13 protein-coding genes are annotated in these 16818 nt (G+C 44.3%); 11 read left to right on the top strand and 2 right to left on the bottom strand.

Annotation, left to right across the window (positions count from 1 at the left end; all coding sequences use genetic code 11):
• Window positions 1-191: 191 nt before the first annotated feature.
• Complete coding sequence (locus AC19MX_RS16575; protein ID WP_498299240.1) at window positions 192-566, bottom strand: hypothetical protein; 375 nt, start codon at window positions 564-566, stop codon at window positions 192-194.
• 296 nt (window positions 567-862) lie between these two features.
• On the opposite strand from AC19MX_RS16575, the gene AC19MX_RS16570 reads away from it, so the two are divergent.
• The 3 genes from AC19MX_RS16570 to dbpA all read left to right on the top strand — a co-directional run bounded on the left by AC19MX_RS16570 (window position 863) and on the right by dbpA (window position 4985).
• Window positions 863-2413, top strand: coding sequence for a methyl-accepting chemotaxis protein (locus AC19MX_RS16570; protein WP_498299239.1), 1551 nt, complete (start codon window positions 863-865; stop codon window positions 2411-2413).
• Between the two features lie 105 nt (window positions 2414-2518).
• Window positions 2519-3385 carry a pirin family protein gene (locus tag AC19MX_RS16565; RefSeq protein WP_498299238.1) on the top strand — a complete coding sequence of 289 codons (867 nt, stop codon included), beginning with the start codon at window positions 2519-2521 and terminating at the stop codon, window positions 3383-3385.
• A 226-nt stretch (window positions 3386-3611) separates the two neighbouring features.
• Complete coding sequence (dbpA, locus tag AC19MX_RS16560; RefSeq protein WP_432402633.1) at window positions 3612-4985, top strand: ATP-dependent RNA helicase DbpA; 1374 nt, start codon at window positions 3612-3614, stop codon at window positions 4983-4985.
• A 363-nt stretch (window positions 4986-5348) separates the two neighbouring features.
• Here dbpA and AC19MX_RS16555 read toward each other — a convergent pair whose 3' ends face one another.
• Window positions 5349-6836 (bottom strand): DEAD/DEAH box helicase, encoded by a 1488-nt coding sequence (locus AC19MX_RS16555; RefSeq protein ID WP_498299237.1) that lies wholly within the window; start codon window positions 6834-6836, stop codon window positions 5349-5351.
• A 318-nt stretch (window positions 6837-7154) separates the two neighbouring features.
• Here AC19MX_RS16555 and AC19MX_RS16550 point away from each other — a divergent pair, with 318 nt between their 5' ends.
• The 8 genes from AC19MX_RS16550 to nqrE all read left to right on the top strand — a co-directional run bounded on the left by AC19MX_RS16550 (window position 7155) and on the right by nqrE (window position 16814).
• Entirely contained in the window at window positions 7155-8228 is a 1074-nt protein-coding gene (locus AC19MX_RS16550) for a DUF3626 domain-containing protein (RefSeq protein WP_432402603.1), read from the top strand.
• 166 nt (window positions 8229-8394) lie between these two features.
• On the top strand, window positions 8395-10173 hold the full coding sequence (gene cydD / locus AC19MX_RS16545) for a heme ABC transporter permease/ATP-binding protein CydD (protein ID WP_498299236.1): 1779 nt from the start codon (window positions 8395-8397) through the stop codon (window positions 10171-10173).
• An 86-nt stretch (window positions 10174-10259) separates the two neighbouring features.
• On the top strand, window positions 10260-11960 hold the full coding sequence (cydC, locus tag AC19MX_RS16540) for a heme ABC transporter ATP-binding protein/permease CydC (RefSeq protein ID WP_498299252.1): 1701 nt from the start codon (window positions 10260-10262) through the stop codon (window positions 11958-11960).
• Window positions 11961-12230: 270 nt separating this feature from the next.
• Window positions 12231-13607 carry a Na(+)-translocating NADH-quinone reductase subunit A gene (locus tag AC19MX_RS16535; protein WP_498299235.1) on the top strand — a complete coding sequence of 459 codons (1377 nt, stop codon included), beginning with the start codon at window positions 12231-12233 and terminating at the stop codon, window positions 13605-13607.
• Entirely contained in the window at window positions 13607-14818 is a 1212-nt protein-coding gene (locus AC19MX_RS16530) for an NADH:ubiquinone reductase (Na(+)-transporting) subunit B (protein ID WP_498299234.1), read from the top strand. The genes AC19MX_RS16535 and AC19MX_RS16530 overlap by 1 nt, the downstream gene beginning before the upstream one ends.
• Window positions 14808-15575 carry a Na(+)-translocating NADH-quinone reductase subunit C gene (locus AC19MX_RS16525; RefSeq protein ID WP_498299233.1) on the top strand — a complete coding sequence of 256 codons (768 nt, stop codon included), beginning with the start codon at window positions 14808-14810 and terminating at the stop codon, window positions 15573-15575. Before AC19MX_RS16530 ends, AC19MX_RS16525 begins: the two co-directional genes overlap by 11 nt.
• The gene (locus tag AC19MX_RS16520; RefSeq protein WP_432402592.1) at window positions 15576-16196 is read left to right on the top strand and encodes an NADH:ubiquinone reductase (Na(+)-transporting) subunit D; all 621 of its coding nucleotides are present in this window, start codon (window positions 15576-15578) and stop codon (window positions 16194-16196) included.
• A gap of 9 nt (window positions 16197-16205) precedes the next feature.
• Window positions 16206-16814 carry an NADH:ubiquinone reductase (Na(+)-transporting) subunit E gene (gene nqrE / locus AC19MX_RS16515; protein WP_432402590.1) on the top strand — a complete coding sequence of 203 codons (609 nt, stop codon included), beginning with the start codon at window positions 16206-16208 and terminating at the stop codon, window positions 16812-16814.
• The last annotated feature ends 4 nt before the right edge of the window (window positions 16815-16818 follow it).

Here is a 16818-nt window from a genome sequence, read left to right as displayed (position 1 = left end):
GTCTGTTTGTGCATTCTGTGCAGGTTTTAATGCTAGTCATTTAGCGTCAGTGTCGTTTTATTTTATCGTTGTTACCTTTGATTGTTAATAGAAAGTAAAGTTCAAGTGAATTGGCACATTAGACTTTTAACGAGTAATGACCTGTTACGCGAGTATTGGTCACCTTAACGTTGTGGTGATTGTTTTGTGTGTTAATGGTTGTCGAGTGACTTTACCGTTAATCGCTCTTGGTTAGATAAACGAATTTGTATGCCATCGATAGTGGTAATCCGTTGCTCTTCTATGTCTTTTTTGCGCACCTTATAACTCGCTGTCATGGCTTCAATGGGGGACGAAATCGTGACTTCTACAATCGTGTTATCGTCGTACCAACCCCAGCCCCAATAACCCGCAGTGGCTAGCATTGAAAGTGCAATCATAGTGTAAATAATCATCCTGCTTAGCAAGGGGGGCTTTTCAATATGGATAGCGGCGTTACGTTGAGCGACTTTACTGCCTCGCCCTCGTCGTAAATACACAATTGCCCCAATAATAACTAACATGGTAATGAGGATTTTTGTTAACACGTCATCGTCCTATAATGGTAAGTTCACGTTGATTATACGGCGTTTTGCATTGTTTACCGTTATCTAGTACACATCATGAATGCGATAAACAATATTGTTTGCTGGGTATTGTTACAACCGTAACCCCTTATGAAGTGATCTCACTCGTTATCAATAAACTCTCTATGTGATCTATTCTAGGTATTTTGATGGCATTGTATTTTTACTTGTTAAAGTCGTGAGCCATCACATAAAAATGATGTTGCTTGAATAATAATCAACATCATGGCCTATCTAACAAGACTTAATAAATCAATATGACTGCAAAAGATATTATCGACGAAGAAGTCGTTTATCCGCCGGATTTTAAAATACTCTCTACAACCAATCTAGAGAGTATTATTACACATGTTAATGATGATTTTATTGCGACCTGCGGATACACCAAAGAAGAGTTAATCAATCAGCCGCATAATATTGTGCGCCATCCTGATATGCCTAAGGCTGCATTTGCTGATTTGTGGGATACCATTAAGCAAGGGCAAAGCTGGATGGGGCTGGTAAAAAACCGCTGTAAAAATGGTAAGTATTATTGGGTTAATGCCTATGTTACTCCAATTAAACGTAATGGTATTATTTGCGAATATCAGTCTGTGAGAACGCAACCCGACCCCGAGCTAACCCAGCGTGCTCAGGCTTGTTATGATTCGGTTAATGCGGGTAAAACGCCAAAGCCAAAGTTTGGCGCCAGTATTATCACTAAACTCTTTGTAACTTGGTTGTGCTCAGTAACTCTGTTTATTAGCCTACCTTATTTAAGTTCAACATTTGCTGTTTTTGGGCTTGTTGCCGCTGTCATGTGTTTTTGTATGCCACTTTATTTGCTGAAACACCGTTTTGAAGCTGTGCTCGCTTTGAGCAAGACAATCCACAATAACCCGCTCAACCAATTTGTTTATACCGGTTATACCGATGAGTTATCTCATTTAGAATTAAGTTTACGGATGCAAAAGGCCGAAATATTGGCCGTGATAGGGCGAATTAAAGACAGCGGAGAACATCTTCAGCAGGGTTTAGACGAACACCAGCAGCAAAATGAAGCTAATCAAAACCAACTTGTTGAGCAGTCTCAAAATCTTGAGCAGGTTGTTACCGCGATAGGGCAAATGAGTTCATCGGTTACCGATATTGCTCAGAGCACTTCCAATTCGACAACTGAAATTCATAAATTGGTTACCCAATTGCAAGCCACTAAAACAGCGCTGGCCAATAGCCAAGCCGCTAGCACAGAGATAAATCATTTACTTTCTGAGTCGCGTATTGCGATTTCGTCTTTAAATCAACAATGCCTGAATGTTAATCAAGTAGTTGAAGTCATTGAGAGTATTGCGCAGCAAACCAATCTATTGGCGCTAAATGCAGCTATTGAAGCTGCTCGTGCAGGCGAATCGGGTAGGGGTTTTGCGGTTGTTGCTGACGAAGTACGCAATCTAGCAAGCCGCTCGGCAACATCTGCTAATGAAATCCATAAAATTATCAATACATTGAGTCGCACAACGGCTGAGGCGGTAGTACAAATGGATCAAAGCCACTTGCTTACCGATAAAAGTATCGACTCGGGAAACATGCTTGAGCAAAGTCTAACGACGGTCAGTCACGTGATGGCGACTATTGAGAGTAATGGTGAGCAAATATCGGTGGCAGCAGAAGAGCAAGCTGCAGTTGTTAATCAAATTTATACTAATGCAATGACACTTCAGCAAGGTATTAATCAATTTGAAAAAAATTGCCAAAATGCCGCAATGCATAGTCAAGATATTAGCGCTCAAGGCAGCAGACAAACGGAGTTAGTATTGCAGTTTAACTAAACCTATTATCGATTTTATCGAACGTAAATCACACTATTATGCAATATTTATTCAGTTAGTTGACTGCTATGCTCTAGGTATCATTTGATTGCTCATAGGGTTTACATGAAAGTGCTACAGCGTTTTAGCGCATTACCGGCAATGGACGGTGATGGCGTTAACATCAAGCGTATTACCGACTTTGAGCAACTTCGCTTTGATCCCTATTTAATGATTGATGAGATCAAATCTGACGACGAGCAAGACTTTATTGGTGGCTTTCCGCCACATCCTCACCGTGGCGTCGAAACCTTTACCTATATCCGTAAAGGCGGGTTTGAGCATCGTGACCAAATGGGCAATGTTAAGCCGATACGAGCCGGTGATGTGCAGTGGATGAGTACTGGCAGTGGTGTCGTGCATTCTGAAATGCCGCTAGCTGATGCCAAAGAAGGCCTGCATGGTTTTCAAATTTGGCTCAATATGCCCGCTAAAGACAAAATGCGTACGCCGATATATCAAGACAGTCTCAACCAACATAAACCCCAATTGAATAATGAGCACGGCGCCACACTTTTTGCGTTAGCGGGTGCGTGGGGGTTTAATCATAATCCATTAGCAATCAACGCCGCGATTGAAGGGCTGGCGGGTAATGGCGCTATTGCCGATTTAACCTTACAACCACATGGTCATGGCACGCTAAACCTCGAGCGTTTTAAGACCGTCTGTGCCTATATTTATCAAGGTGATCTGCATTATATCGATGGCCAAGGTTTGCGTGAAAGCGCGACAGCTGGTGAGTTTGTGGTATTAGATGCCCTTGAAGTGTGTCATTTTCAGGCCGAAGATAAAGGTGTCGGTTTGTTGATTTTAGCCGGTAACCCTATTAACGAGGCCATCGTGCAGATGGGGCCCTTTGTGATGAATACTCAGGCAGAAATAGACCAAGCTGTACGAGATTATCAGCAAGGACTTTTTGGTCAAATTGTTTAGCCAACGAATCATAAAATATCCCTGTTTGATATAAAGATTTGTCAGCGAAAGCTGAAGAAAATTGCTACAATAGCGCATATATGGCCAAGGACAATTTGATGCGTAGAGATAGATACGCTAAGAATATTAACCTTGGCTAATTTGTTTGTGCAGCACTTGCGTGCTTTTTAGCTTTCGATATCAGAGGATATTCGCCTTGAGTCAGTCTACTGAACCAGCCGTTAACATGGCTTTCGCGTCACTTAATTTAAAAACTGAATTGCTTGAAAACCTACAAACCATGGGTTTTGAATCGATGACTCAGATCCAAGCCGAAAGCTTACCGCCAATTTTGGCCGGTGAAGACGTAATTGGCCAAGCAAAAACAGGTTCAGGTAAAACTGCTGCGTTTGGTTTAGGTTTGCTCAATAAGCTTGATGTAAAACGTTTTCGCATTCAAACCATGGTGTTGTGCCCAACTCGTGAATTGGCAGACCAGGTAGCAGAAGAAATCCGTACTCTGGCTCGTGGTATTCATAACATCAAGGTATTAACCTTATGTGGTGGTGTGCCAATGGGGCCACAAGTTGGTTCGCTTGAACATGGCGCACATATTATTGTGGGTACGCCGGGTCGTATAGTCGATCATTTAGATCGCAACCGCTTAGATTTAAGCAACATGAACATGTTGATTTTAGATGAAGCCGACCGCATGTTAGAAATGGGTTTCCAGCAGCACATTGACCAAATTATTTCAGCTGCGCCGCGTGAGCGCCAAACGTTATTATTTAGCGCGACATTCCCTGAGCAAATCAAATCGATTGCCGACCAAATCATGTATAACCCTGTGATGGTTAAAGTTGAGCAAAAGCATGACAACTTAACCATTGAACAGCATTTTTACCGTGTCGACGACAACCATGGCCGCCTAGAAGCGTTGCGCTTATTGTTACTTGATAAGCAACCGCGTAGCTCAGTGGTTTTTTGTAATACTAAGCGTGAAACCCAGCAAGTGGCTGATTCGTTAGCCGAGTTTGGTTTTAGTGTGTTAGCACTGCACGGTGATTTGGAACAACGCGATCGCGATCAAATGTTATTACAGTTTGCTAACCGTAGTGCGCGTATTTTAGTGGCGACAGATGTTGCGGCGCGCGGCTTAGACATTGATGAGCTTGATGCGGTATTTAATTACCACATTGCTTACGATACCGAAGTACACATTCACCGTATTGGCCGTACTGGCCGTGCGGGTAGCTCGGGTGCAGCTTACACCTTCTTTGGTGAAGATGACGGTTACAAAATGGCTATGATTGAAGAAGCCATGGGTAAAGATGTTGTCAGTGAAACATTGCCACCAATGAGTGCCTTAAACAAACTGCCACAAGCGGCTGAGATGATCACAATTCAGATTGATGCCGGTAAAAAGCAAAAGATCCGTCCTGGTGATGTTGTTGGCGCATTAACCGGTGATAACGGCTTAGACTTTAATGATATCGGCAAAATCAAAGTGACCGAGTTCCGTGCTTATGTTGCGGTAAACAGCAAAGTATCGAAACAAGCGCTGAATAAATTGAATAAAGGTAAGTTGAAAGGTCGTAACTACCGAGCCTGGTTTATGTAATGGTAATACCATTCCTTTCAGGCGAGTTTTAAAAGCCTTACACTGCGTTGCATGACTTCGAAAGAGAACCACTATTCATTCAGTCATTCGCCTTGTTTAAGCCCTTTTAAATTCTCGCTGAGAGATCATTTACTCACGCGCAATGGTATAAGTGATGTTTAAACAAAAAAACCGGTGAACAATGTTCACCGGTTTTTTATTGGCTAATCAACTCTGGGCTAATCAACTCTGGGTTAATCAACTCTGGGTTAATCAACTCTGGGTTAATCAACTCTGGGTTAATTAACTATTAGCCAAACGACTACTCTCTAAGCGGCTACTCTCTAAGCGAGAAGATGTAAGCCTTGTCGCTTAATATCAATGTTAGCTTCTTATTTTGGCATTAGCATATGGGTTAACGCTGTCTTTAGATGCACCAGTATTGCTGCTTGCTGCTGCACCGCTATTGCCTGCACCACTGCGACGTGGTGGACGATTACGCTGTGGCGGTTTATTACCATTAGCGATCGCTTCTTGTCTGTTACCTGGCGCTTTAGGTTTGCTAGCGCCTTGTGATTGACCATCATTGCTGCGAGCTTGCTGGCGTGAGTCATATTTACGCTCAGACTTATCAGCATTATTTGTATTTTGCTGAGCATGCTTACTGCGATTTGGGTTTGGATTTTTAACGCTATTGGCTTTATGACCACCAGAGCGACTGCTCGCTTCAGGAATAGTGAAGGGCGCTTCAAAACCTGCAAGTTGCTTACGCTCAATAGTACGCTTAATTAATCGCTCAATATCATGCAGTAGCTTAACTTCTTCAAGGCCAACTAACGATACCGCTTGACCGGTAGAACCTGCACGGCCGGTACGGCCAATACGATGAACATAATCTTCAGGTACGTTAGGTAAGTCAAAGTTAACCACAAATGGCAGTTGGTCAATATCGATACCACGCGCGGCGATATCGGTTGCCACCATGACTTGTACTGTGCCGGCTTTAAAGTCAGCCAATGCTTTAGTACGCGCTGTTTGGCTTTTATTACCATGAATAGCGGCGGCTTTAATATTGGCAGCTTCTAAACTTTTAGCTAAACGGTTAGCACCATGTTTAGTACGCGAGAACACCAACACTTGTTTCCAATCATTGGTTTTAATCAATTCGATTAATGCCGTCGACTTACGCGTTTTATCCACTGGGTACACGCACTGAGTAACGGTGTTAGCGGTGGCATTACGTGGCGTCACTGAAATCTCAACCGGGTTATTGACTAACCCTTTGGCTAATTCGCGGATTTCATCGGAGAAGGTTGCCGAAAACATCAAGTTTTGACGTTTAGGTGGCAATAACGCTAATACTTTTTTAATGTCGCGAATAAAGCCCATGTCTAACATGCGGTCCGCTTCGTCTAACACTAGAATCTCTAAGTTGCTGAAGCTAATAGCTTTTTGTTGGCAAAGATCAAGCAGTCGACCTGGGGTTGCCACTAAAATATCAACGCCATTTCTTAGGGCTGCAAGTTGCGGGATAATAGACACACCACCAAACACAACAGCTGATTTTAACGGTAGGTTGATACCGTAAGTGGCAACACTTTCTTGAACCTGTGCGGCTAATTCACGCGTTGGAGTCAATACTAATGCACGCACTTGGCCACGCTGGGCGCGGTTGCCTTTTGACAATAATTCTAGGATTGGCAGGGTAAAGCCTGCGGTTTTTCCTGTCCCGGTTTGGGCGGCTGCCATGACGTCTTGTCCGGCTAGTACTGCTGGAATGGCTTGTGCTTGAATCGGAGAGGGGGTGTCATAACCTTGTTTTTCAACTGCTTTTAAAATAGCAGCATTCAGACCAAGTGAGGCAAAACTCATAGAAAAATCTCTTTGGGCAACATATTGTTGCTATGAATAAAAGGTAGCCAGAAACGGCGGCCGTGAAGCTTACCTGAAAACGGCTATAAGTGCTATTAAACTCTTATTATAGCCGCCAACACTAAGCCTTGTGAGCTTGCTGTGTCTGCTAAGGGTGTAATAGTCGACTGATCCACAGAATATAATGATTTAGAATGAAATAGTGTTAATCTTGAGGCATCGATCAGTGCTAAAACTCAACTTATTACATACAATAAAATGACAATCGAACTTTAGCAGCCTAGCTGAAGTGATTGAAGGTTAAGGTATTACTGACTGATGAAATTAACGGCGTTATCACATATTGAGAAAACGGCATACGAGCTGCGAGACCATGCTCATGCTGTGCTCAAGAATGTGTTGTTAATGTCGAATATTTCTACTTTAGAGCTCCAACTGGCGATGCGCCAATTATCGAGCCACAGCCGCGTGGCATTGCATTTTCATCCGGATAGAATTGATAACCGTGGCCTGAGTGTCATTGACGGTCTATTGCGTGATGGTGTCTATAAAAGCCAATTTGAGACCCATGTGTCTAATGGCCATTTATCACCAGAGTTAGGTGGTTCTCGAGACCATTGGGAAAATCAATTATTTGGTAATAGCTATGCTGGTATTAAGCATCGGCCCAAATACGGCGCACTCGATTTTGGTTTATGTCCTTTGGGGCCTGCGCCGCGTTTTGGTAGCTGTTATTTAATCACTCACTCGCAAATACTATCTCGTTGTACCTTCAGCTATATGGACTCTTATCGGTTACCCAAAGAAAAGGGCACCATCAAATGTTTTGATGCCATTTTAGCGGCGTTAATGAGTGAGAGTTTTGAACGTCAATATGCCTTGGGCTGCGCAGGCCTTAAACCGAGTAAGTTAATTTCGCACTTTAGCCAGCATTTAACCGATCCGGTGACTTCACGCTTTGAGGGTATGACCAGTGGTAATTTAGATCATTACATCGAAGCACAAATTCACGGTGATGTGTCGCTAGAGAGGGACATTGCCATGCTGGTGGCTGACCCGTCGTTTAATGGCAGTAAAATTGGCGATTCATTAATGGCATTGTGCGCTGAATATGACATCGAACTGCATTGGCACAACGGCAGACAAATGCACATTGCGGATGTGCCTGATGATTTTAGAGGCGCTGTGATGCCTGCGTTGGCAAAAAGCATTGCTGAAGATGAAATCATTAATGCCGACATTATTGGCCGAGCGGCATATCAACTGCAAAAACAACCTACCTCGTGGAGCGAGCGCGGGGCGCATACTAAAAAGCTGCAAGATTTAAAATTGTTATGGCATGTGTTGGTTAAATACGGTCATACCCCCTCGAGTGAACCATTTCTGTTGTAGTTTCAGCTTGATTTAAGCGCGATTATCTATAACTGATATCCATTGCTAATAGTCCATTAGCAAAATGTGAATCAGTTAACATTTACACTGTTTAAGGTGTTATCTCAGGTCCAGTGCTGCGATACTGCAGCCAATTATGGGCGAAGAGCAACACCACTGGAGCGTTATGGATAAGTCGTTAGAAAAGTCATTAACTCAGTGGCTTAAAAGCCAACAGTCTGCCTGTGGTATTTTCCTTAAGTTATCTATTTTATGTGGCTGGCTCAATGGCGTTGCCATTGTTGGGCAAGCTTATTGTATTGCGCGTATTTTACAGCAAGTGATTATGCAAAATATGCCTGTGCAAGCATCCAGCATTGAATTTATCGGCCTCATTGGTTTGTTACTGCTGCGAGCCGGATTAGCGCAAGTGCGTGAGCGGGTGAGTTTTGAGGCGGGTAAGCGTTTGCGCACTGATATTCGTCAAGCCGTGTTGAGTAAATTGGTTGAGTTGGGGCCCGTGTTTATTAAGGGCAAACCTTCAGGCGCCTGGGCAAGCATAGTGTTTGAACAAGTTGAAGACTTACACGACTATTACGCTAAATACGTGCCGCAAATGATGTTAGCCGGTTTTATTCCTTTGCTTATTTTGGTGTGTGTATTTCCACTTAATTGGGCTGCAGGGATTATTTTATTAACCACAGCCCCCTTGATCCCGATGTTTATGATTTTGGTGGGCATGGGCGCTGCTGATGCTAACCGCAAGAATGTTAAGGCGTTGTCTCGGTTAAGCGGCCATTTTATGGACCGTTTAAAAGGCTTGCAGACGGTTAAGTTATTCCACCGTGGTGACGCTGAGTTAGTTAATATCGAAACAGCTTCAGAAGGTTTTCGTAGTCGCACTATGTCAGTGCTGCGGTTAGCTTTTTTAAGCTCAGCGGTATTAGAGTTTTTTGCTGCAGTGTCGATTGCTGTGCTAGCAGTGTATTTTGGCTTTAGTTATTTAGACCATTTAGATTTTGGCCATTACGGTGTAGGTATTAGCTTATTTACCGGCATGTTTGTACTCATTTTAGCGCCAGAGTTTTTTCAGCCACTGCGCGATTTAGGCACCCATTACCATGCCAAAGCGCAAGCAATTGGTGCGGCAGAAACGTTAGTCGAACTGCTCAATTATCAAGTTAAAGGCAGCGAAACGGCCGCCAATAGCCAGCCTAAAGCACCATTTTCAGCTGATGCGGTCAGTATAGAAGCGGTTGAACTTGAGGTGTTTAGCATTGATGGTCAGCGTTTGTTAGGGCCTATTTCATTTACGTTGCCAGCGGGCGAACATTGGGCGATAGTTGGCCCAAGTGGCGCAGGTAAAACCAGTTTGCTCAATGCTTTACTCGGGTTTTTACCTTACAAAGGCAGCCTGAAAATCAATCAGCGATCGCTGTCGAGTATTCAATTGGCCGATTGGCGACGTCATTTAGCTTGGCTTGGCCAGGATCCGCAATTGTTTCATGGCACGGTGCGCGATAACGTCGCGCTAGCAAATCCGCAATTAACTGACCCGCAAATAATGGCGTTACTTGAGCAAGCTAACATCGGCGATTTTGTCACTCAGCATGTCCTAGGGCTCGACCTGATGATAAGCGATCAAAGTGCCGGGGTTTCTGTTGGCCAGGCGCAACGTTTTGCGTTGGCGCGGGCACTTGCGCAACCCGCCAAGCTGTTTTTACTTGATGAACCGACTGCCAGTTTAGATGCTCAAAGCGAGCAGTTTGTTTTAGCGTCATTACAACGTGCTATGCAAGGCGCTAGTGGGTTAACCGTTACCCATCGGTTAGATGATTTAAGCTCGATGGACAGGGTGTTGGTGATGGATAAAGGCGTTATTGTGCAGCAAGGTCATGTGAGCCAATTACAACACAGTGATGGATTGTTAGCGCAAATGATTAATCAGCAGCAGGAGGGTTACTAATGACTCACTCGAATGAGCAAACCTCACCTCAAACTGCATCCCCACAATCGATATCCCCACAATCGACATCAACGCGTAGCACATCATTGCGAGTATTAATGCCGTTTTTAGCTTTGTTTCGTCGCCAGTGGTTAATGATGCTGACCGGCTTAATATTAACCTTTATCACCTTATTAACCGGCATTGGTTTATTGTCGCTATCGGGCTGGTTTTTATCGGCGACGGCAATCGCGGGCTTATCGATTGTCACTGCGCAAATGTTTAACTTTTTTACCCCAGCAGGTGGGGTACGTTTTTTCTCTATCGCCCGTACCGCCAGCCGCTATGGTGAGCGTTTAGCCACCCACGAAGCGACATTTAAGTTACTCACTCAGTTACGGATTTGGGCATGGCAAAAACTTTTACCGCTCAGTGCTGCCAACCTGCAAGGTTTACGTAAAGGTGATTTGCTTAATCGTTTAGTGGCCGACATCGATACCTTAGATCATTTGTATTTACGCTTGCTTACGCCTTTATTCGCGTCGCTACTGATGATTGCAGGCTTAGGTATTTTTCTAGCTTGGTTTGATCTCAGCTTAGCCTTGAGTTTGTGCAGCATTTTATTGTTAGCCTGGTGCGTATTACCTGTAGTGTTTTATGTGCTCGGTAAAGCGCCTGGTCGGGCATTAATTGATGCGAAACAGCAATATCGAGTCATGTTATTAGATGTTATTCAGGGCCAAGCCGAATTAAGTCTATTTGCGGCTAACAACCGCTACTTAGCTAAACTTGAGCAAGCGCAAGCGCGATTGTTTAGTCAACAAACAGCCATGGCCAATATTACAGGCTTAAGCCAAGCTATGCTGATTATCGTTAACGGTATTGCGGTAGTGGTGATGTTGTATTTGGCCAGTCATGGCGTGGGCGATAAGGTGCCGCCAGGCCCATTAATGGCATTGATGGTGTTTGCAACCATGGCCAGCCTCGAAATGATGATGCCCATCGCAGGTGCATTTCAACATTTATCCAGTACCTTATTAGCCGCACAGCGTGTCACAGACATCACAGAACAAGCCCCCGCGGTAAGCTTTAATGATCAAAGTTCGCTTCAAGCTAGCTCCGGCGCATTGCAATTGCATCAGGTGCATTTTGCTTATCAGCCAAACTCACCGATTTTACAGGGCGTTAATTTAACCCTAAACGCGGGTGAGAAGGTGGCGATAGTTGGCCCTACAGGCTGTGGTAAATCGAGCTTGTTTGGGCTGATTACCCGAGAATGGTTGTCGCAGCAAGGCAATATTACCCTCGATGGGCACCCAATAGCCGATTACAGCGAAGCTGAACTGCGAGCAGCTATGACGGTGGTGAGCCAACGTATTTATTTATTTGCCGGCACATTGCGTGACAATTTAGCGCTAGCGTTACCTTTTATACAAGGCGAGCCGAAAAAAGCCCACGATGAGCGCTTTATAAATGTATTACAGCAAGTGGGTTTAGGGGCATTGTTGCAAGGCGATAAACCTTTGGACATATGGATTGGCGAAGGTGGGCGACAATTATCGGGCGGCGAACAGCGTCGAATAGGCGTGGCGAGAGCGTTACTGCGTGATGCCCCGCTGTTGTTATTAGATGAACCAACAGAAGGGCTCGATAAACGTACCGAGCGCGAAATACTGTCACTGTTATTGAATTTTGCTGAAAATAAAACCTTATTAATGATTAGCCATCGCACCACAGCCTTAGACAAAATGGATGCGGTTTATACCATTGAACAAGGTATGTTACAGCGAACAAGTGCTGTTAATTAACCCGCTAAACTCCCCGCCAATACTGAGGTTTATGCTTATTTGCTTTATTAGCAAGTAAGCATAAATGCTCATGTATGTAACAACCTTTCTGATACAAAAATTACATAAAGTGATTTCGCTTGTTGCGATAAATTGATCCACCTCACAAATTTGCGATTAGGTTATGTTTCAAAATTACAGTCTGCGCTGGGAGTGTGATCTTTGTTCATATATTAGCAGTTGCAAACATATACCATAAGCTATCGAAATTTTTTATAGATGGTGAATGACATGGCTGGTGTTGCAAACCCAGTGATAACCATTAAGCGGGGGCTTGATATCCCGATTGCTGGTGAACCACTTCAGCAAATAGATGGCATGCCTAAAGCGACGCAAGTGGCGTTGATTGGCGAAGAATATGTTGGTCTAAAACCAACCATGATGGTTGAGGTTGGCGATCGCGTAATAGTAGGCCAAACGCTATTTGAAGACAAAAAAACGCCTGGCGTGCGATTTACCGCGCCAGCAAGTGGTGTGGTATCTGCGATTAACCGCGGTGATCGTCGTGTTTTACAGTCGGTAGTGATTGATTGTGATGCTGAGCAAGCAGCGACTAATATTTTGCAACCACAGGTGCTTAGCGGTTTAAGTCTTGAAAGCGTTAAGCAGGGCTTAGTCGACAGTGGGTTATGGACTGCATTCAGAACTCGTCCGTTTTCGCGCGTACCGCAGCTTGATGCTACTCCAGCAGGCATATTTGTCACCGCTGTTGATACCAATCCGTTAGCGGCCGATCCTCGCGTCGTTATTGCTACTCAAACGGCAGCATTTGAGGCCGGGCTATATGTGTTGAGCATATTAACCTCTGGCAAAGTGTACTTGTGTCAGGACGAGGGGGAGTCACTGATCAAGCAAGCAAATGAGTATGACTTATCAGACATTAGCGTTCAGCGTTTTAATGGCGTACACCCTGCTGGTCTAGTCGGTACCCATATACATTATCTCTTGCCAGCCAGTATTGAGCGTCAAGTGTGGCATTTGGGTTATCAAGACGTGATTGCCTTTGGCAAATTGTTTTTAACCGGTGAACTGTATACCGACCGCATCGTCGCTATTGCTGGCCCAAATGTATTAAAACCGCGTTTGGTGCGTACCCAATTGGGTGCAAAACTCAGCGAATGGGTTAATAGTGAAATTGACCAGCGTCAGTCGCGCATCGTGTCTGGGTCATTATTGTCAGGCCACACAGCGGCAGGGGTTTATGATTACCTTGGTCGATTCCATAATCAGGTCAGTGTGCTAACTGAAAATGATCGCCAGGAAGTATTACCTTGGGTGCGTCATGACAACAATAAGTTTTCGCTCACCGGCATCATGATGTCTGGCTTCAGCCGCACCAAAAAACTATTCGATTTTACCACTCATGCAGGTGGCTCTCCTCGCGCCATGATGGCCTTTGGCCAACTTGACCATGTTATGCCGCTGGATATTCTCCCTATCTTATTGGTGCGCGATTTAGTGGTCCGAGATACCGACGAAGCGCAACTGCTGGGCGCATTAGAGCTAGATGAAGAAGATTTAGCCTTATGTACGTTTGTGTGCCCAGGAAAGTATGACTTTGGTAAAGAACTTCGTGCTTGCCTAGATATTATCGAGAGGGAAGGTTAATGAGTCAGCAACAGAAAAAGCCCAGCCAAGATAGCTATTACGCTCATGGCGACTCGATGCGTAGTTTCTTACGTTCATTATGGATTGCCAATGGCCGCAGTACTAAAGGCCATGTGCATATCCGTGATGCCATTGATGTTAAACGCACCATGCACATTGTGGGCATGTGTTTATTTCCGGCGATGTTATTTGGTATGTACAACTTGGGGCTGCAAGCCCAGGTAGCCATTATGGCCGGTGCCACGCAACCAGAAGCATGGCAACTGGCCATTTATAACTTATTGTTTGGCCCGTTAACTGAAAGCTCTGGCTTAATCAGTTTGTTTGCCTATGGTGCCAGTTTTTATGTGCCATTTTACCTCACCGCATTGGTAGTGAGCCTAGTGTGGGAGGTGGTATTTGCTAAAGTTCGCCACCAAGAGTTACACGAAGGCTTCTTTATTACTGCGTTGCTGTTCTCACTTATTTTACCGATTTCGACACCATTATGGATTGTGGCGTTAGGCCTCAGTTTTGGTGTTGTGGTGGCAAAAGAGATGTTTGGCGGCATGGGGTATAACTTCTTAAATCCTGCGCTTGCGGGTTATGCCTTTATTTATTTTGCTTACCCAACAGAGGTGGTCGCATTAGGCCAGTTTGTTGCGGCTGATGGCTATTCTGGCGCAACCACGCTAACGCTGACTGTGGCGAAAAAGCTCAGCTTCGTCGACACAAGTTGGTTCAGTGTGTTTAGCGATAGCACCTGGTGGGATGCCTTTTTAGGCTTTACGCCAGGTTCTGTTGGCGAAACCAGCACCTTAGCGATTTTAATTGGCGGCGGCATTTTATTAATGACCCGTATTGCTGATTGGCGCGTTGTGGCGGGTGTAATGGTTGGGATGATATTAACCGTCTTATTGTTTAACTACTTTGGTTCAAGCAGAAACCCTATGTCAGCAATGCCGTGGACATGGCACTTAGTGACAGGCGGTTTTGCCTTGGGGATGATGTTTATGGCAACCGACCCGGTTACCGCCTCATATACCCGCAAGGCCAAGTTTGCTTATGGTTTTACGATTGGTTTGATGACCATCGTTATCCGTTTACTCAATGCAAAAATGCCTGAAGGCATTATGTTAGCCATCTTGTTTACCAATTTATGGGCACCGTTATTCGACTACCTAGTCGCTCAAGCCAATATTAAACGGAGACTAAAACGTCATGGCCTTTAAAAAAGATACCGTTACCGGAACAATGATTTTTATCATCGTTTTAAGCTTGATTTGCTCGTTTATGATCACTGGTACTGCCGAGATTTTAAAAGAGCGTAAGTTGGCCAAAAAGCGTGATGAAGTGAAGCAGTTTGTACTAAAAGCCGCGGGTATTGATATTAGCCAGGGTGACTTTAGCGAGCTGTTTGCGCAGCGTGTTAAGCCTAAAATGGTTAATTTAGCCAGTGGGCAAGTCACTGAAAAAGACAACTTGCTCGACTTTGACGAGCGGATGGCGGCCATCAATCCTGACACGTCTAGTAAACCTAAAAAAGACATCGCCAAGATTAAAACCATGGCAAATGATATCCGTATTTTTGAGGTTTACGATAGCAATAACCAGCTGTCTAGCATTGTAATGCCAATTTACGGTAAAGGTTTATGGTCGATTATTTATGGCTATATGGCAATTAAACCAGACCTTAATACCATTGAAAATATCGTATTTTACGAACACGGTGAAACCCCGGGTATTGCCGATTTTGTTACCGACCCACAGTGGTTAGGGTTATGGCAGGGTAAAAAACTGTTTGATGAAAAAGGCAAAATGGCGATTAAAGTCATTAAAGGCGGCGCTAAAGACGGTGATATTCACGGCATCGATGGTGTCAGTGGGGCAACGCGAACAGGTGTTGGGATCCAACGTTTAGTTGAGTTCTGGTTTGGCGTTGAAGGATATCAAACCTATCTACACGCGATTGCTGCGGAGGGTAAGTAAATGAGTAATAACACGTCTACTCGCGAGATTTTAACATCGCCAATATTTGAAAATAACCCCGTCGCCATGCAGGTGCTCGGTGTGTGTTCAGCGTTGGCGGTGAGTAACTCAATGCAAACCGCATTAGTGATGACCTTAGCCGTGACCTTTGTACTGGTGTTTTCTAACTTAATTATCTCCAGTATTCGCCACTTTATTCCTAACAGTGTGCGGATTATTGCGCAAATGACCGTGATTGCCTCATTGGTGATTATTGTCGATATGGTGCTGCAAGATGTGGCGTATGAACTGTCAAAACAGTTATCTGTGTTTGTCAGTTTGATCATTACTAACTGTATCATCATGGGCCGTGCTGAAGCCTTTGCCATGAAACACCCACCACATTTAGCTGTGGTTGATGCATTAGGTAATGCCATGGGCTATGGCTTAATTTTACTGGGCGTTGCTTTTGTCCGTGAATTGTTAGGCCGTGGCAGTTTGTTTGGTCACGACATATTTACCACCATTGAAAACGGTGGTTGGTACCTCGCTAACGAAATGTTCACGTTACCGCCGAGTGCATTCTTTTTAATTGGCGTGATGATTTGGGCCATTAAAGTCGTTCAGCGTAAGCGCAGATAAGGAAGCATCATGGAACACTATATTAATTTATTTATCCAAGCTGCATTTATCGACAACATGGCCCTGTCTTTTTTCCTGGGTATGTGTACGTTTCTTGCCGTGTCTAAAAAGGTCTCTACCGCGTTTGGTTTAGGGATTGCCGTGATTGTGGTGATGGTGCTGGCTGTGCCATTAAATCAAATCATTTATGTGAATATTCTTGCGCCAGGTGCGTTAGCCTGGGCAGGTTTTGCTGAGTTAAATTTAAGCTACTTACAGCTGATTACCTTTATTGGGGTGATAGCCGCATTAGTGCAAATTTTAGAAATGTTTTTAGATCGTTACATTCCTACTTTGTATCAGTCATTGGGGATCTTTTTACCGTTATTAACCGTAAACTGCGCCATTTTTGCTGGGGTTATTTTTATGGCTAACCGTGACTATAACTTTACTGAATCTGTGGTGTTTGCATCGGGTTCGGCTGTGGGTTGGGCAATGGCGATTGTATTACTTGCAGGCTTACGTGAGCGGATGAAGTTTCATGCCATACCTGATGGTTTACAAGGTATCGGTATTACCTTTATCACGACAGGGTTGATGGCGCTTGGGTTTATGTCTTTTGCTGGCATCACGTTATAACGCA

This window comes from Shewanella sp. MF05956 (assembly GCF_059758055.1).
The sequence above is the reverse complement of the archived record's forward strand: the minus strand, read 5'-3'. Positions and strand labels throughout refer to the sequence as shown.